Consider the following 17,503-nt stretch of genomic DNA (forward strand, 5'->3'; position numbering starts at 1 on the left):
GGGGGGGTGAGAACATGAAAGCTAAAACGACTGATTTGAGCGGTACTTCTACCGGCTACAAGGTATTTGCCGTGGTGGTCCTGATCCTGCTGGCGCTGTTCTTCCTGTTCCCCCTGTACTGGATCGTGACCGGCTCCTTCAAGGACGCCATCGAGATCAACGCCAAGTACCCCATCTGGTTCCCGCAGAATCCCACTACGGATAACTACGCCAGGCTGTTTGAGCACGAAGCCTTCCGGTGGCTGTTCAACATCGTGTTCATCTCCGCCATGGCCATGATCCTGACCTGTCTCACTGCCTCCTTCGCCGGCTATGCCTTGGGCAAGAAGCGGTTCTATGGCCGGGGTATCCTGTTCACCATCATCATCTGTGCCATGGCCCTGCCCAAGCAGGTCATTGTTATCCCCCTGCTGCAGGAGATGACCTTCTTCCACTTGAACAATAACCTGTGGGCGGTCATCCTGCCCACCGTCGGCTGGCCCTTTGGCGTGTTCCTGATGAAGCAATTCTCCGAGACCATTCCCAACGAGATCCTGGAGGCTGCCCGGGTGGACGGCGCGGGTGAGCTGCGCACCTTCTTCAGCGTGGTATTCCCCATGATCAAGCCGGGCATCGGAGCTCTGGCTATCTTTACCTTTGTCAATACCTGGAACGATTACTTCCTCCAGCTGGTCATGCTGACCGATGAAGAGATCTGGACCCTGCCCCTGGCCATCGCCAACCTCCAGGGCGAAATGTCCTCCGACTTCGGCCTGATCATGGCTGGCGCCGCCCTGGCCGCCATCCCCATTGTGGTGGTGTTCATCGCCTTCCAGAAGTACTTTACCCAGGGCATCGCCATGGGCGCTGTCAAGGGCTAATGTCCCATATGCCTCTACCAATCATTTGAGAGAAGGTTTTTTACATGAGCGATCTGAAAAAATACCAGGGCGTGATCCCCGCCTTCTATGCCTGCTATGACGAGGCGGGCAACATTTCTCCCGAGGGCGTCCGCGCTCTTACCCGCTACCTCATCGGCAAGGGCGTCAACGGCCTGTACGTGGGTGGTTCCTCCGGCGAGTGCATTTACCAGAGCGTGGCCGAGCGCAAGGTGGTGCTGGAGAACGTGATGGCGGAGGCCAAGGGCAAGGTGGTCATCATTGCCCACGTGGCCTGCAACAACACCGCCGACAGCATGGAGCTGGCTGCCCACGCTGAAAGCCTGGGTGTAGACGCCATTGCTGCCATCCCCCCCATCTACTTCCACCTGCCCGAGTATGGCATCGCCCAGTATTGGAATGACATCTCCTCTGCTGCTCCCAATACCGACTTTATCATCTACAACATTCCCCAGCTGGCCGGCGTGGCGCTGACTCCCTCCCTGCTGGCGGAGATGCAGAAAAACCCCAAGGTTATCGGTGTGAAGAACTCCTCCATGCCTGTCCAGGATATCCAGATGTGGAAGGATGCCGGGGTCATCGTGTTCAACGGACCCGACGAGCAGTACATCTCCGGTCTGGCCATGGGTGCCTGTGCCGGTATCGGCGGTACCTATGCTGTCATGCCCGAGCTTTTCCTGAAGGTGTACGAGCACTTCCAGAAGGGCGAGATGGAGCCTGCCCGGGAGATCCAGAACGAGATCTGCCGCATTATCTACAAGATGTGCTCCGCCCACGGCAACCTGTACGCCGTGATGAAGGGCATCCTGGCCAAGAGCGGCGTGGTGTGCGGTTCTGTCCGCAAGCCTATGCCTGGCCTCATTGACAGCGATGCCGCTGTGGTGGATGAGTCCTACGCCATGATCACCGCCGCCATCGCCAAATACTGCTGATCGGTTCAAAAACAGGGGCGGGCCTTCCGCCCGCCCCAATTTGAAAAGTTAGGAGTATACATATCATGCGTATTTATCAATCGGAAGATTATCAGGCCATGAGCCGCCGGGCCGCCAATATCATCTCCGCCCAGGTCATTTACAAGCCCGACTGCGTGCTGGGCCTTGCTACCGGCGGTACCCCCGTGGGCACTTACAGGCAGTTGGTGGAGTGGTACAAGAAGGGCGACCTGTCCTTCGCTGAGGTGCGGTCTGTCAACCTGGACGAGTATGTGGGCCTGTCCCCCCATCATGAGCAGAGCTATCGCTACTTCATGCAGGATAATCTCTTCGACCATATTGATATCAAGCCGGAGAACACCCATGTGCTCAACGGCCTGGCCAAGAATCCTGAGGCGGAGTGCGCCGCCTACAACAAGCTGATCCAGGATTTGGGTGGCATCGACCTGCAGCTGCTGGGCATGGGCCACAATGGCCACATTGCCTTCAATGAGCCGGGCGACGACTTTGGCCTGGAGACCCACCTGGTCACCCTTACCGACCGCACCATCGACGCCAATACCCGCTTCTTTGACAACCGGGATGAGGTGCCCCGCCATGCCCTGAGCATGGGCATCAAGAACATCATGCATGCCCGGCGGATCCTGATGGTGGTCAGCGGCGAGGACAAGGCAGAGGCCGTGTACAACGCCTTTGTCGGCCCGGTGACCACAGATGTCCCCGCCTCTATCCTGCAGCTCCATCCCGACGTGACCTTGGTAGGCGACAAGGCTGCTCTCAGCAAGTTGGTGGAAGCGGGTGTGCCCGTATGCGGATAACCGGCGGTCAGGTCTTTGACCTGCATGAGGGCTTTGTCCAGAAGGACCTGTGTTTCGACGGACGTCTGATTACCAACGCCAGCAGCGACGGAGAAAACTATGACGCCAACGGCTGCTATGTGATCCCCGGCCTTACGGACGTCCATTTCCACGGCTGCAAGGGCCATGACTTCTCCGACGGCGATTCCGAAGGTCTGGAAATCATGGCCAAGTATCAGCTGTCCCGGGGCGTGACCCAGATCTGCCCCGCTGGCATGACCCTGCTGGAGGATCAGCTCACCAAGGTGTGCCAGACTGCCGCCGCTCACAAGAAGGCTGACAAGCCCGGCGCATCCCTCTGCGGCATCAACCTGGAGGGGCCCTTCCTCTCCATGGCCAAAAAAGGCGCTCAGAACGGCGACTGGCTCCATGCTCCCGACGTGGATATGCTCCGCCGGCTGATGGCTGCTTCCCAAGGCCTGGTGAAGCTGGTTTCCCTGGCTCCTGAGGAGCCCGGAGCCATGGAGTTCATCAAGGCTGTGGAGAGCGAAGTCACCATTTCCATTGCCCACACTACGGCGGACTATGACACTGCTATGGAGGCCTTCCGTCTGGGGGCCCGGCAGGTGACCCATCTGTTCAATGCCATGCCCGCCTTTACCCATCGCGCTCCCGGCGTGGTGGGGGCCGCCCTGGACAATCCCCAGGTGCGGGTGGAGCTGATCTGCGACGGCGTCCACATCCACCCCGCGGCGGTACGGGCGGTGTTCAAGATGTTTGGCGCCCAGCGGGTGATCCTGATTTCCGATACCATGCGGGCGGCCGGTATGCCCGACGGGGACTACACCCTGGGTGGTCAGGCGGTACAGGTGAAGGGCAAGTACGCCACCCTGGCCGACGGTACTCTGGCCGGTTCAGTCACCGACCTGATGAGCTGCATGAAGACAGCCGTGTCCTTCGGCATCCCGCTGGCCGACGCCGTGCAGGCCGCCGCCGTTAATCCGGCTCAGGCCATCGGTATTTTCAGCCGGGTGGGCAGTCTGGAGCCTGGCAAGCGTGCCAATCTGGTCATTCTGGATCAGGATCTGAACGTAAAAGACGTGTTCTACCGCGGCCAGCTGGTCCGCGGTTGAAGAAAGCGCACCCCCAAAATCTGGCCTCCCGGCCCTACTCCATTCCCATAGGGCAGGGGGAGTCGTAAAAAAGGAGGAATTCCGCCGGGCCGGCGGTGCGGCAGTGTGGAGACCTGTCGTAATGTCCCGGGAGTTTCGCTCTCCCCGGATAAGAGGGTATTTGCGGAGGCATTGCCCTTACGGCTCACGCATATGGCAACTGTGGTTCTGAAAGGCATCAAGAAGATCTACGACAACAAGGTGACCGCTGTGCACGACTTTAACCTGGAGATTGCCGACAAGGAGTTCATCGTGCTGGTAGGTCCCTCCGGCTGCGGCAAGTCCACCACCCTGCGGATGGTGGCCGGCCTGGAGGACATCTCTGAGGGCGACCTGATCATCGGCGGCAAGCGGGTGAACGATGTGGAGCCCAAGGACCGTGATATCGCCATGGTGTTCCAGAGCTACGCTCTGTATCCCCATATGACGGTGTACGAGAACATGGCCTTCGCTCTGAAGCTGCGGAAGGTACCCAAGGAGGAGATTGACAAGAAGGTGCGGGAGGCCGCGGCCATTCTGGACATCACCCAGTACCTGGAGCGCAAGCCCAAGGCTCTGTCCGGCGGCCAGCGTCAGCGTGTAGCCATCGGCCGTGCCATCGTCCGGGACCCCCAGGTCTTCCTGATGGACGAACCTCTGTCCAACCTGGACGCCAAGCTGCGTAACCAGATGCGCGCGGAAATCATCAAGCTGCGCCAGCGCATCAATACCACCTTCATTTACGTGACCCACGACCAGACCGAGGCCATGACCCTGGGTGACCGCATCGTTATCATGAAGGACGGCTTCATCCAGCAGATCGGCACGCCGCAAGAGGTGTTTGACCGCCCCGCCAACCTGTTCGTGGCCGGCTTCATCGGCTCTCCCCAGATGAACTTCTTCGACGGCAAGCTCATCAAGAAGGATGGCAAGTATCAGATCGCTGTGGCCGACGCCGTTATCGAGCTGGCTGACAAGGCTCAGAAGATCCTCTCCGACAAGGGCGCCGGTGAGATGGACATCGTGGCCGGTATCCGTCCCGAGCATATCTCCTTCGCTTCCGTGGCCGGTCCTCACACCGTGTCCAGCAAGGTGGATGTGTCCGAGATGATGGGCAGCGAGGTTTATCTCCATGTGACTGCCGCTGGCAAGGACGTGGTGCTGCGCATTCCCACCACTGACCTGCCCGAGGAGCACCGGGCCGGTATCCCCTACGGCACCGAGATCAATTTTGCCTTCCGTCCTGAGCTGGTTCATCTGTTTGATCCCCAGACCGATAAGAACCTGCTGTACTGATCCATCCATGAAAAATTCCCCGGCGCTGCTGCGCCGGGGAATTTTTCATGCCAGAGGAGCCAATACCCGGAGGATCGAGCGGAACAGCCGCCGGGGCCAGGACCGGTCCAGACAGCGATCCAGGGTGATAGGGGTGCATTGGAGCTGAGTGGCAAGGAAATCGGCCTTGATGTCCAGAATAGAGGGGTCCCGATAGAGGAGCACAGCGTTCTCAAAGTGAAGGAACATGCTGCGGTAGTCCATATTGATGGTACCCACCACTCCGTACTTGTCGTCAGCCACCACATTTTTTGCGTGGACAAAGCCGGGAGTGTACTCCAGAATGGTGACCCCAGCCTCCAGCAGGGGCTGATAGTGGGCTCGGGTAAGCTCAAAAACGGTGCGCTTGTCCGGAATATGGGGGGTCATGATGCGCACGTCTACCCCCGATTTGGCGGCGTTGCATAGAGCCGTATTTACTGCGCTGCTTACCACCAGGTAAGGCGTCATAAAGTAGATATACTTCCTGGCCCGGGCAATCAGATGGAGATAAACCGACTCTCCCACAGGTTCATTATCCAGCGGGTTGTCAGTATAGGGCTGGACAAAGCAGTCCTTCCCCAGCCGGGCCTCCAGCGGCAGGGAGGCTGGCCGGAAGGCGTGGTAATCCTCCTTTACCTCCCGGATATACTCCCACATGGTGAGGAACATAACCGTCATGCTCCAGGCCGCCTCCCCCTTCACCAGGATGGCGCTGTCTTTCCAGTGGCCGAAGCGGATTTTCTGGTTGATATACTCGTCGGCCAGATTGATGCCGCCGGTGAAGGCGGTATGTCCGTCGATGATACAGAATTTACGGTGATCCCGGTTGTTCATGCGGATGGAAATCACTGGGCGGAAGGGATTGAAGCAGCAGCAGGGGATGCCGGTTTCTTCCTCAAATTGGGTGGAAAAGTAAGCTGGCAGGGTTGCCAAGGAGCCTACGTCGTCATAAATCACCCGAACATCCACCCCGGCGGCGTGCTTCTCCTTCAAAATATCCACCACGCTGTCCCAGAACCGGCCGGGGGCAATGATGAAGTACTCCAGGAAAATGTATCGTTCCGCCTTGCGCAGCTCCTCCAGGAGAACAGGATAGAGGGTATCTCCCAGGGGAAAATACCGGGTCCAGGTGTTGGTGTACGCCGGGCAGCGGGCACAGTGCTCCAGGTAGCGGGCCAGGGTGACCTCGTCCGCTCCCAGTGAGGCCAGCTGCTCCGCTTTATTGTCCTCTTCCAGCTGTTCCAGCATAGTGCGGTCCATACCTGCCATCTTCCGCTGTTGACGGGGGGACAGGCGGTTGCCGCCGCACAGCAGATAGAGCAGCCAGCCGAACATGGGGAAGAGCAGGATGGGGATGATCCAGGCGATCTTGTAGCCCGGATCGGTCTGACGGCTGACGATGATCAGCACTGCCAGAGCGGACAGGAGCACGCAGATCCAGTAGACATAGACATAATAGCTGGAGATCCAAACCGTGGGTACCAGCAGCACCAGCAATTGCAGCAGGATCAGCAGGGAGACAATGACCGTCCGCTGAAAGAGGCATGAGGTTAGCTTTTTGACGTTCAAGGGGGCCTCCTTTTGGCGAAAGGGTTACTTGACCACTACATTTTCCTGACCCAGCAGCTCCTCCAGTTCGGCCACCAGGGCGGGATGAATCAGGCAGGGAGCGGCCAACAGCTTGCCGGTGTCGGCGCAGCGCACCTTCAGCTGCTCCCTACCGGGAAACATGGTGAGCACCAGCCGGATTCGGGCCCATCGGGGATCATCCACACTGGGTATGCGGATATAAAGCCGCCTGCTTTGCGCCCGCTCCGCCGGAGGAGGAGCATCGCTGTTGATGTGGTCCAGAGGTCGGATGCGGTCGCACATGAGCTGGGGGGCTTTTTCATCCCGGACCGAAATGCGGCCCTCGGCCAGCAGAGGCACATTTTCTTTCAGATAGGGGCCGCTCTCCCCCAGAGCCTTGGAAAATACCAGCAGCTCCATGGAGCCGGTATCGTCCTCCAGCGTGACATAGGCCATCAGAGTGTTGTTTCGGGTGGTGCGGGTGCGGGAAGCGGACACCACACCGGCGATGGTCACCCGCTGCTCATCCCGGAAGGTGGTGGGTCCGTTATCCTGATCAAAGTCAGCGATAATGGCCCCAATGGAGACGGCCTTCAGCTGCTTCACCAGCTCCCGGTACTCGTCCATGGGGTGTCCCGACAGATAGAGCCCGGTGGTCGCCTTTTCCATGCTCATCAGTTCCCGCCGGGAAAATTCCGGGATGTTTTTCAGGTTGAGCTGGGGGGCGGACTGGGGCTCGTCCCCACCGCCGCCGAAGAGGTCAAACTGTCCATCCAAATTTTTTCGCTTATTCTGGGCAATGGTGTCCACCAGGGACTCATAGGCGTCCAGCAGCTGGGAGCGGGGGATGCCCATGCTGTCAAAGGCGCCGCATTTGATGAGGCTTTCCAGTACCCTTTTGTTCAGATCGGCGTCGAACATCCGCTGGCAGAAGTCAGGGAAGGAGTGGAAGGGAGCCTTCCGCCGCTCTTTCAGCACGTCGTTGATAAAGCCCCGGCCTACCCCCTTGACCGCCGCCAGGCCGAAACGGATATTTTGACCGGATACGGTAAAATCAGCTTCCGACTCGTTGATATCGGGAGGCAGAGGGGGGATGCCGCATTCCTTGCATTCGGCGATATACTCGGCTACCTTTTCGCTGGAGTCCAGCACCGAGGTAAGGAGAGCAGCCATGTATTCCTTGGTGTAGTGGCATTTGAACCAGGCGGTCTGATAGGCCACCACGGCGTAGCTTACCGCGTGGGCCTTGTTGAAGGCGTATTCGGCAAAGGCCTCGATCTCGTCATAAATATCCTCGGCGGTCTGCTGAGGGATGCCGTTGGCGGTACACCCGGCAATGTTCCGGTCAGGATCACCGTGGACGAAGGTGTGGCGCTCCTTTTCGATCTGGGCCCGCTTTTTTTTGGAGATGGCCCGGCGCACCATGTCGGCCTGTCCCATGGTGTATCCCGCCAGCTGGCGGAAGATCTCAATGACCTGCTCCTGATAAACGATACAGCCGTAAGTCACCGACAAGATGGGCTCCAGGGTGGGGTGCTTGTACTTCACCTGGCCGGGGTTGTGCTTGCAGGCGATGAACCGGGGAATGGATACCATGGGGCCGGGACGGTAGAGGGCGATGATGGCGGTGATATCCTCCAGGCTGTGGGGTTTGAGTCCCACACACACACCGGTCATGCCGGTGGACTCCATCTGGAACACTCCGGAGGTTTTGCCGTCGGACAGCATCTGAAAGACCGAGCGGTCATCGTCGGGAATATCCGCCAGGGAAAAGTCGGGCCGGGTCTTCCGCACCAGCGCGATGGTGTCCTCCAGCACGGTCAGGTTGCGCAGACCAAGAAAGTCCATTTTGAGCAGGCCCAGCTCCTCCAGGGTGGTCATGACGTACTGGGTGACCACCGAGTCGTCGTTTTTGGCCAGGGGCACGTAGTCCACCACCGGCCGGCGGGTGATGACCACCCCGGCGGCGTGGGTGGAGGCGTGGCGAGGCATCCCCTCGATGGCTCTGGCGGTGTCGATAAGACCCTTGACCTGGGGATTTTCCTCGTAGGCGTCCCGCAGCGGCTTGGACAGCTGCAACGCGGTGTCCATGGTGATGGGCTTGTTGTCCGGCCCTCTGGTGGGCACCTGCTTGGCCACAGTATCCACCTCGGCATAGGGGATGTTCAGGGCCCGGCCCACGTCCCGGATGGCGGCCCGGGGGGCCATGGTGCCGAAGGTGACGATCTGAGCTACATGGTCGGAGCCGTACTTGTCCTGGACGTACTCTATGACCTCCTGCCGCCGGCGGATGCAGAAGTCGATATCGATGTCGGGCATGGTAACCCGCTCCGGGTTGAGGAACCGTTCGAAGAAGAGGGAGTACTTCATGGGGTCCACATTGGTGATGTTCATGCAGTAGGCCACCATGGAGCCCGCCGCCGAGCCGCGTCCCGGGCCCACCGGGATGCCCTGGCTTTTAGCATACCCAATAAAATCGGAGACGATGAGGAAATAATCCACAAAGCCCATCTGCCGGATGACTCCCATCTCGTAGGTCAGCCGGTCCCGGTAACCGCTTGGATCGTCAGGGTACCGGCGGGCGTAGCCCTCCTCGCACAGCATCTGAAAATAGGAATCCCCATCGGTGTATCCCTCGGGCAGCTTGAATTCCGGCAGATGATAGGTGCCGAACTGAAAGTCCATATTGCACAGATCGGCAATCTTCAGCGTGTTTTCCACCGCCTCCGGCCATTCTGGGAAGAGGGCGGCCATTTCCTCGGTGGACTTGATGTAGAGCTCGCTGGTTTCCATCTTCAGTCGATTGGGGTCGTCCACCGTCTTGCCCATCTGGATGCACATGAGGATGTCCTGGGTTCGGGCATCCTCCCGGCGGAGGTAGTGGGCGTCGTTGGTGACCACCAGGGGAATCCCGGTCTCCTGGTGGATACGGATGAGTCCCTGATTGATGGCCGGGTCGTTGGGCAGGTTGTGGTCCTGGAGCTCCAGGTAGTAGCCATCCTCTCCAAAGAGCGCCCGCATTTCCAGGGCGATGGCCTTGGCGCCCTGATAATCTCCCGCCAGAATGCGTCGGGGCACCTCCCCGGACTGGCAGGCCGACAGGGCGATGAGCCCCCCGGCGTGCTGCCGCAGCAGCTCCTTGTCGATGCGGGGGCGGTTGTAGAAGCCTTCGGTAAAAGCGCAGGAGTCCAGATAGCAGAGGTTACGGTAGCCCTCCTCGTTGCGGCACAGGAGGATCAGGTGGTAAGCTCCGGCGTCAAGCTCATGGACCCGGTCGGTACGGCCCCGGGGGGCCACGTATACCTCGCAGCCGATAATGGGCTTGATCCCCTCTGCCTTGCAGGCCTTGTAGAAGTCCACCACCCCGTACATAACCCCGTGGTCGGTGATGGCCACGGCGGGCTGGCCCAGTTCCTTTACCCGTTTGACCAGCAGGGGGATACGGCAGGCCCCATCCAGCAGGGAGAATTCGGTATGGACATGCAGGTGGACAAAGGACATGGGGTTACCTCCTTAGTTGCGGGCGCTGTGGTCTTTCAGAATGGCGCCACACCGGGGACAGCGGCGGATATTGATTTGGGTATGGGTCCCAAACCGGGCCGGAATGGGCCAGCCACAGTGTGGACACCGCTTTGCCAGGGAGAGCCCCAGCAGAATGAGAAAGAGCAGCAGGCAGGCCAGCCCACCGAAAACCAGAGCCAGCGCGACCGGCCGCCCGACGTCAAGGAACGCTCCGGCTACCATGGCGGCCAGGCTGAGACAGCTTAGCAGGAGATAGAGACGGGAGGAACGGCGCATGGAAACCTCCTTTCCAAATGAGCGGGCAGCAAAGAGGGGCGGCTCAGTCCAACTTGACCTCGTTACCGCATTGGGCGCAGCAGGTGCGGTCGCTCCGGGTCTCCAGGGTGCGCTTGGTCAGGCTGAACAGGCTGGCCCCGCAGTGGGGGCAGCGCAGCCGGCTGAGACAGAGTATGGTCAGAAAGGCCACCGGGATCAGCCCAACCAGAAAGACGGGGAAGAACCAGGCGGGGGGCGTGGGGATAAAAAGAATGGCCAGGCCCGCCAGGGCCCAGATCCCCCACAGCACCGCGGGGATGGTCAGCCATTTGCGGTCTACTTTCATGACAGCACATCCTCTCAAAAATACAAGATTATCTCTTTGCCAGCATCATCAGCTTGCGCAGCCGGTGGTTGAAGGCGGATTTGGACACAGGAGGGTCACACAGCTCGGCCAGTTGGGACAGGGTGAGCTCCGGGTGGGCCATCCGCAGATCCACTGCCTCCTTGAGTTTGTCCGGCAGGCCCTCCAGCATTCCGCGCGCCTCCAGGGTGTAAATGGCTTCCATTTGGCCCTGGGCGGCGTCCACCGCCTTGTCCAGGTTGGCGGCGTCGCAGTTGACACGGCGGTTGATACTCCCGCGCAGGTCCTTCTCCGCCTTGGCGTTCATCAGGGCCATGGCGGACAAAGGGGCCCCCATAGCGGTAAGCACGTCCTCAATGGCGTTGCTCTGCTTGAAGTAGGTGATGGCGTTGGCCTTGCGGCGGCTCTCCTTGGGGGAGAATCCCATTTCCAGCAGCAGGGCGTGGAGCTCCCGGCTCACCGACAGGTGGGAGGTGGACAGCTCCAGGTGGTAACGTTTGGCCGGGTCGGTGACTGAGCCACCCGCCAGAAAAGCCCCGCGGAGGAAGGCGGAGCGGCAATGCGGCTCCTCCAGCACGGCAAAGTTAATGTGGTGGGCCAGGGCCTCCGACGGGTCGTGGCCAAAAACCGCCCACAGGGTGGACAGCTTATCCGGCTGGGTGATGGAAAAGACGCGCTTTCCCGCCCCCGCAGCGGGCAGACGGTCAAAGCGCGTCTGGAAGGCTTTCTGAAACAGGGTGGGCAGGCGGCCGGCAAATTCCGGAGACTCGGTAGTGATCCGCACCTGGGCGGGAGTGGACAGGGAGCAGAACAGGAGCACTCCGTAGGCCTCCGCCTGGGCGCAGCAGGTCCGGTTCAGGGGGACGCGGCAGAGCTCACTCTTGACCTGGGAGGAAAATGACATGGCCGGCCTCCTTACAGCACCCGGGTGTTGGCCCGTTCCTCGTAGATATCCATCACTGCGGCGGCAAGCCGGGCAAAGGAATGGCGGGCATAGTCCAGAGTCTCAGAGGCCAGGGGCCTGGTGATCAGCTCCACCCCCAGGGCCTCAATGGCGTCCTTGTCCACCACAATAGGGACAGCGTCCTCCGCCTTGTACCGGGCCACCAGACCCGGGCGCACCGGGGCGGAATTGCATAGGCAGATATCCACCAGGCCGGGACCAGAGTGGCGCAGCAGGGCCTTTACGTGGTCAGAGGCGGTCATGCCCTCGGTTTCTCCGTCCTGAGTCATGATGTTGCAGATATAGATCTTAGTGCAGCGGGCGGCGCAGACCGCCTGGGCGATGCCGTCCACCAGCAGGTTGGGGATGACGCTGGTGTACAGGGAGCCGGGGCCCAGCAGGATAAGATCGGCTTCCTGAATGGCCTTGACAGCCTCAGGCAGGGCGGAGGGGTGCTCGGGCAGCAGACGGACGGATTCGATACGGCAGTCCTGAGCCTTTTTGAAGTCGCAGATCTTGGACTCTCCCTGGACCCTGGTGCCGTTTTCAAAGGTAGCCTCCAGCACCACATCGGCGGTGGTCACCGGCAGCACCCGGCCGGTGATGGCCAAGACCTGGCTCATACGGGTCACCGCCTCGTCGAAGGAGCCGGAGATGCCGTTGAGGGCGGCCAGGATCAGGTTGCCGAAGGATTGACCGGTGAGATTGCCTGAGCCCTGAGGAAAGCGGTAGGTGAGTAGCTGCTGCATCACCGGTTCGGCATTGGCCAGGGCCTCCATACAGTGACGGATATCCCCCGGCGGGGGCATACCCAGATCCTGCCGCAGTATGCCGGAACCGCCCCCGTCATCGGCCACGGTGACGATGGCGGTAAGGTTTTTGGTGTGGCTTTTCAGGCCACGCAGCATGGTGGACAGCCCGGTGCCTCCGCCGATGGCCACCACCTTGGGCCCGTTGGCCCAGCGGCGCTCGTAAAAGGATTGGTACATGGCTGGTCCTCCCTTACGCCCGGGTCATATCCCGGTGATTTTCCGCGGCCTGATAGCCCTTCTGCTTGATGAACTCCGCCAGGGCATGGGTGATGGCCACCGACCGGTGGTGGCCGCCGGTGCAGCCCACGGCAATGACCAGGGCGGTCTTGCCCTCGGCAACATAGAGGGGGAGCAGAAAGCCGATCAGGTTTTCCAGATAATTCATGAAGTCAGCGGTCTGACGGTAGCCGAACACAAAGTCGTACACTCCCGCGTCCAGGCCGGTCTGGTGGCGGAGCTCGGCAATGTAGTAGGGGTTGGGGAGAAAACGCACGTCAAACACCAGATCGGCCTCAATGGGGATGCCGTACTTAAAGCCGAAGGAGGTGACATTGACGGTCATCTCCGGCGTATCGCCGCTGTGGCCGAAGAGCCGCAGCATCTCACCCCGTAGCTTGGCGGTTGACAGGGCGGTGGTATCAATGATGTACTCTGCCCGCTGGCGAACGGGGGAGAGGACGGTACGCTCCAGTTGGACGGCCTCGTTGAGGGAGTCGGCGGAAGCCGCCAGGGGGTGGCCCCGGCGGGTCTCCTTATATCGCTTGATGATGGTCTCCACGCTGGCCTCCACAAAGAGGATCTTGTAATCGCAGCCCATGGTGTGCAGCTCGTCCAGGGCGGAGAACAGGCCGTCAAAGGTCTGGCCTCCCCGGATGTCGGTGACCAGGGCCACCCGGTCATATCGGGCGGGGGTGGCCATGCACAGCTCGGCAAACCTGGGAATCAGCGGGGCGGGCATATTGTCCACCACATAAAAGCCGATATCCTCCAGAAAGGAGGCCGCCTTGCTTTTGCCCGCGCCGGACAGGCCGGAAATGATGATAAAATCCATGGCAACTCACCTCAAAATCCCAAAAACTTCACTTCGGGCTCAAGAACCACTCCGGTCTCCCGGAGGACGGTCTCCTGGATCAGGGACATGAGCCGCCGTACGTCGTCGGCGGTGGCGCCTCCCCGGTTGACCACAAAGCCGCTGTGCTTTTCCGACACTTGAGCTCCGCCGATGCCAACGCCCTTCAGACCGCATTCCTGGATCAGGGCGGCAGCGAAGTGGCCCTCCGGCCGCTTGAAGGTGCTGCCGGCGCTGGGCAGCTCCAGGGGCTGCTTTTCCCGCCGTTTTTGGATCAGCTCCTCCATACGGGCCTTGATGACCCCCTGGTCTCCGGGGGTCAGGGCGAACTGAGCCGCAAGGATCAGATACTCCGGGTGGTCGCTGAACAGGCTGTGGCGGTAGGTCAGCTGACATTCCCTTGCCGGGAGGGTTTGAACGTCTCCCTGACCGTCCAGGAAGGTGACCGCGGTGAGCACCTGCACCAGCTCCCCACCGTAGGCCCCGGCGTTCATGCTCACCCCGCCCCCCAGGCTGCCGGGAATGCCGTGGGCGAACTCCAGGCCGGTGAGACCCAGGTCCAAGGCGGCGTTGGCCACACGGGCCAGCAGGAGTCCGCTCTCAGCCCGCAAGCCGCCTTCTGTGCTCTCCAGACCGTCCAGTCCGGCGGTTTTCAGAATAAAGCCGTCATAGCCCTGGTCGGACACCAGCAGGTCGCTGCCGTTCCCCAGGAAGAAGGGCGCGATACCCAGGACTCTGGCCGCTCGGACAGCGGCGATAGCCTCTTGCCGGTTTTTGGGCAGGGCCATGAGCCGGGCGGGGCCGCCGATGCGGAAGGTGGTGTGGGACTTCATGGGTTCGTTCTCCCGCAGCTCCAGGCCGGGGACGGTCTGCTTCAGTTGTTGGATAAGAGAGGTAAAACGATCCATATAAGCCTCCTTGGCGGAATGGGTGGTGGGCAATCAGATCATCTCAAACCGAAGGACTCAAATTCCTCCTGACTGCCCCGGAAGATATTCAGGTCAATGCGGGTCTGGGCCCCGTGGTAGCCATCCAACTGGGCGGAATGGGAATACTGCCAGAAGTCCCATCGGGGCACCAGGGGGAACACGGTGGGGCTGGAGCACCAGATGGGGTAGTCGGCGTACTTGGCCTCGTTGAGATAGGAGTAAAAAGAGCGATAGGTCACGTAGAGGATGGGCTTCACCCCGTAGTGGGCTTCCAGAGCGGCCAGCAGGGGATCCAGAATGGCCTGAACCCGCTCCTTGTCCGGAGGTGTTTTGAGGTAGGGCCCGTAGAACTCAATATCCACCACCGGCGGCATGGCGCCGTCGGTGACCGGAACCATGGAAATGAAATTCTCCGCCTGGGTCTCTCCGGGACTGTCATAGCTGAGAAAATGGTAGGCGCCTGGCCGTACCCCGGCAGCCTGGGCTCCCGACCAGTTGTCCGCAAAAGCCTTATCCTGGAGGGTGGAGCCCTCGGTGGCCTTGATAAAGGCAAAATCCACTCCCTGTCCAGCCAGCACCGGCCAATCCACCGTGCCTTGGTAGGAGGAGACGTCCACCCCAAAGACCTCCCATTGCTCTGGGGCGGCCTCATGGGAAAAGAGGATCAGGCCCCGCCAGCGCAGAAGCCACACCGTCAGAAGGACGGCTGCGGTAAGGATCAACAGGATCAAAGCCACCCATCGCAGTATGCGCAGAAAGGATCTCAAAAGCATCACCAGTTCATAGTTAAATTCATACTATCTTATCATACCCGCAAGCGGGACAAAAGGCAAGCAAAAACAAACGGGATACCGCCGTGGCGGTATCCCGGAAACGGTCATTTTTTGCGGCCGGAGAGGATGAGCCCCAGCACGACTCCGGCCAAGGCGGGGAGTACCCAGCCCAGGCCTATGGAGGCCAAGGGAACTGCGTTCAAAAAGGAGAGGGGAAGTCCGGCGTCCAGCAGGGCGTAAAGCAGACTGGCCACGCCGGTAAACAGAATGGTCACCGGGTAGACCAGCCGCCGTCCCTCCAGCCGGGTCTGGAAGAAGGACAGGGCGATGAGCATGATGGCCATGGGATAGAGCACACCCAGTACCGGGGCGGACACCGAGATGATCTGGGCCAGGCCAGCGTTGGAGATCACCATGCTCACCAGGGCGAAGAGGGCCGCCCAGCTCCTGTAGCTCAGCCTGGGGAACAGACTGTGGAAAAACTCTCCGCAGGAGCTGATGAGTCCTACGCACACGTTGAAGCAGGCGATGAGGAAGATACCCGCCAGCAGGGCGTTGCCCATGGGGCCGAAGAGCAGTCCCACCACGTTGGTGAGGGCGGCGGCTCCGTCAGCGGGGTTGGGAACGGCCCCGCCGGAGAGGGCTCCCACATGGGCCAGCATGGCATAGACCGCCAGCAGCATGGCCCCGGCGATGAAGCCCGCCCAGATGGTGCCTCGTACCACGGCCCTCTCTTCCTCCACTCCCCGGGCCCTGATGTTCACGGCGATGACGATTCCAAAGGCCAGGGCGGCAATGGTGTCCATGGTTTGGTAGCCCTCCAGGAAGCCCTTCACCACCGGGTGAGTAAGGTAGTCACCGCAGGCGGATCCGTAGCCCTCCAGAGGATTGACCAGACATCCCACAAAGGTCACCACAATGAGGGCAACCAGGATGGGACAGAGGATCTTGCCCAGCCGGTCGGACAGCTTTTCCGGCCGGAGAGCCAGGGCCAGGGCGGCGGCGAAGAACACCAGGGAGTAGACCAGCCGCAGCAGGGCCTGAGGGACCTCCAACCCGTGCAGCAGGGGGAGGGCCATCTCAAAGGAGGTGGTGGCGGTGCGGGGGATGGCCAGGCAGGGGCCGATGGCCAGGTAGGCGGCAATGGTGAAGGCCAGGGAGAAGAGAGGGTGTACCCGGCCACATAGCTTGTCCAGACCGCCGGAGCGGGCCACGGCCACCACGCCCAGTACTGGCAGGCCCACCGCGCTGATGGACAGCCCCAGGAAAGCGGCCCAGGTGGCAGTCCCCGCCTGGGCGGCGATGCCCGGTGGGAAGATCAGATTGCCCGCCCCAAAGAACATGGAAAATAACGTAAGGCCCACCAGGAGCAGGCCCTTTCCCCTCAGCTGCATGTCCATTCTTCCTTTCCAACGGCAAAACGGCGTATATGTGGAAAAACAGCGGCATACCATCGGTATGCCGCTGTTTTTTGATTGGATGTACCAATTAGCCCTGGGAAATAGCACCCGTGGGGCAGGTGTCGGCGCAAGAACCGCAATCAATGCAGGAACCAGCGTCGATCACGTAGTGGTCATCGCCCTGAGAGATAGCACCCACGGGGCAAGCACCCTCGCAAGCGCCACAGCTCACGCAAGAATCGCTGATGACATAGGCCATCGGATCCACCTCCAAACTCTAAAGCTAACGCTATTGTATCATAACTTTTGAAAAATGCAATGCTAAAATTACTGGACTATGGGTATATTTTTTCCTGGCGGGTAAAACTAGAAACGGAGCCAGGCGGGAAGGGAGCGATACCATGGATCAAACATCCAGCTTCCGCATGGAGGCGGCGGGCAGTCTTACGCCCGAACTGAACGGGGCGCCCCGAAGCGGGGCCCATACCCGTAGAACAAAGGAAAAGGGGCGTGAGAAACCCAATGAAGCCCGTAAAGCGCAAGCGTCTGTTCCTCCCCTGGAGGAGAGAACGGCGAGGTGAGACCATGAGCGACACCCGATTCACCCAGCGGGCCCAGACGGCCCTCCGGCTGGCCCAGGAGAGCGCGTCTGAGCTGGGTCACGGCTATGTGGGGAGCGAGCACCTGTTGCTGGGGCTGGCCCGGGAGGGCCAGGGGGTGGCGGCCAAGGTGCTCCAGGCCGCCGGCCTGGGTCCGGAGGATCTGAAGAAGGGGGTGGCCGACCTGGTGGGG

Annotated in this window: 17 protein-coding genes; 6 read left to right on the forward strand and 11 right to left on the reverse strand. The window is 60.7% G+C overall.

The features are described from left to right. The first annotated feature begins 14 nt into the window (after positions 1-14). From H6B51_RS07340 to H6B51_RS07360, 5 genes are all read left to right on the forward strand, one after another. A complete protein-coding gene (locus H6B51_RS07340) occupies positions 15-860 on the forward strand; it encodes a carbohydrate ABC transporter permease (protein ID WP_204883062.1) in 846 nt (281 codons plus the stop codon). 44 nt (positions 861-904) lie between these two features. Then, complete coding sequence (locus tag H6B51_RS07345; RefSeq protein WP_204883063.1) at positions 905-1,810, forward strand: dihydrodipicolinate synthase family protein; 906 nt, start codon at positions 905-907, stop codon at positions 1,808-1,810. 65 nt (positions 1,811-1,875) lie between these two features. Beyond that, positions 1,876-2,628 (forward strand): glucosamine-6-phosphate deaminase, encoded by a 753-nt coding sequence (nagB, locus tag H6B51_RS07350; protein ID WP_204883064.1) that lies wholly within the window; start codon positions 1,876-1,878, stop codon positions 2,626-2,628. After that, positions 2,619-3,740 carry an N-acetylglucosamine-6-phosphate deacetylase gene (gene nagA / locus H6B51_RS07355; RefSeq protein ID WP_204883065.1) on the forward strand — a complete coding sequence of 374 codons (1,122 nt, stop codon included), beginning with the start codon at positions 2,619-2,621 and terminating at the stop codon, positions 3,738-3,740. Before nagB ends, nagA begins: the two co-directional genes overlap by 10 nt. Positions 3,741-3,932: 192 nt before the next feature. Further along, complete coding sequence (locus H6B51_RS07360) at positions 3,933-5,054, forward strand: ABC transporter ATP-binding protein (protein ID WP_204883066.1); 1,122 nt, start codon at positions 3,933-3,935, stop codon at positions 5,052-5,054. A 45-nt stretch (positions 5,055-5,099) separates the two neighbouring features. On the opposite strand, the gene cls is transcribed toward H6B51_RS07360, so the two are convergent. From cls to H6B51_RS07415, 11 genes are all read right to left on the reverse strand, one after another. Beyond that, complete coding sequence (gene cls / locus H6B51_RS07365) at positions 5,100-6,644, reverse strand: cardiolipin synthase (RefSeq protein WP_204883067.1); 1,545 nt, start codon at positions 6,642-6,644, stop codon at positions 5,100-5,102. 24 nt (positions 6,645-6,668) lie between these two features. After that, the gene (locus tag H6B51_RS07370; RefSeq protein ID WP_204883068.1) at positions 6,669-10,145 is read right to left on the reverse strand and encodes a DNA polymerase III subunit alpha; all 3,477 of its coding nucleotides are present in this window, start codon (positions 10,143-10,145) and stop codon (positions 6,669-6,671) included. A gap of 12 nt (positions 10,146-10,157) precedes the next feature. Beyond that, positions 10,158-10,442 carry a hypothetical protein gene (locus H6B51_RS07375; protein WP_204883069.1) on the reverse strand — a complete coding sequence of 95 codons (285 nt, stop codon included), beginning with the start codon at positions 10,440-10,442 and terminating at the stop codon, positions 10,158-10,160. 43 nt (positions 10,443-10,485) lie between these two features. Further along, positions 10,486-10,767 (reverse strand): hypothetical protein, encoded by a 282-nt coding sequence (locus tag H6B51_RS07380; protein ID WP_204883070.1) that lies wholly within the window; start codon positions 10,765-10,767, stop codon positions 10,486-10,488. 28 nt (positions 10,768-10,795) lie between these two features. Further along, positions 10,796-11,689, reverse strand: coding sequence for a DNA-binding protein WhiA (gene whiA / locus H6B51_RS07385; protein WP_204883071.1), 894 nt, complete (start codon positions 11,687-11,689; stop codon positions 10,796-10,798). Positions 11,690-11,700: 11 nt separating this feature from the next. After that, positions 11,701-12,717, reverse strand: coding sequence for a gluconeogenesis factor YvcK family protein (locus H6B51_RS07390; protein ID WP_204883072.1), 1,017 nt, complete (start codon positions 12,715-12,717; stop codon positions 11,701-11,703). A 13-nt stretch (positions 12,718-12,730) separates the two neighbouring features. Beyond that, the gene (gene rapZ / locus H6B51_RS07395; RefSeq protein ID WP_204883073.1) at positions 12,731-13,591 is read right to left on the reverse strand and encodes an RNase adapter RapZ; all 861 of its coding nucleotides are present in this window, start codon (positions 13,589-13,591) and stop codon (positions 12,731-12,733) included. An 11-nt stretch (positions 13,592-13,602) separates the two neighbouring features. Continuing rightward, complete coding sequence (gene murB / locus H6B51_RS07400; protein WP_204883074.1) at positions 13,603-14,517, reverse strand: UDP-N-acetylmuramate dehydrogenase; 915 nt, start codon at positions 14,515-14,517, stop codon at positions 13,603-13,605. A 38-nt stretch (positions 14,518-14,555) separates the two neighbouring features. Further along, complete coding sequence (locus H6B51_RS07405; protein ID WP_335342123.1) at positions 14,556-15,275, reverse strand: glycoside hydrolase family 25 protein; 720 nt, start codon at positions 15,273-15,275, stop codon at positions 14,556-14,558. 140 nt (positions 15,276-15,415) lie between these two features. Further along, positions 15,416-16,711, reverse strand: coding sequence for a branched-chain amino acid transport system II carrier protein (gene brnQ / locus H6B51_RS07410; protein ID WP_204883076.1), 1,296 nt, complete (start codon positions 16,709-16,711; stop codon positions 15,416-15,418). Between the two features lie 88 nt (positions 16,712-16,799). Then, complete coding sequence (locus tag H6B51_RS07415; RefSeq protein ID WP_087341111.1) at positions 16,800-16,970, reverse strand: DUF362 domain-containing protein; 171 nt, start codon at positions 16,968-16,970, stop codon at positions 16,800-16,802. Positions 16,971-17,233: 263 nt separating this feature from the next. Between H6B51_RS07415 and H6B51_RS07420 the strand changes: the two genes are divergently transcribed. Next, on the forward strand, positions 17,234-17,503 hold a 270-nt coding region (locus tag H6B51_RS07420), incomplete at its 3' end, for a Clp protease N-terminal domain-containing protein (protein WP_243421181.1).

Origin of the sequence: Pseudoflavonifractor phocaeensis (genome assembly GCF_016901955.1) — a bacterium.
GTDB lineage: Bacteria > Bacillota > Clostridia > Oscillospirales > Oscillospiraceae > Flavonifractor > Flavonifractor phocaeensis_A.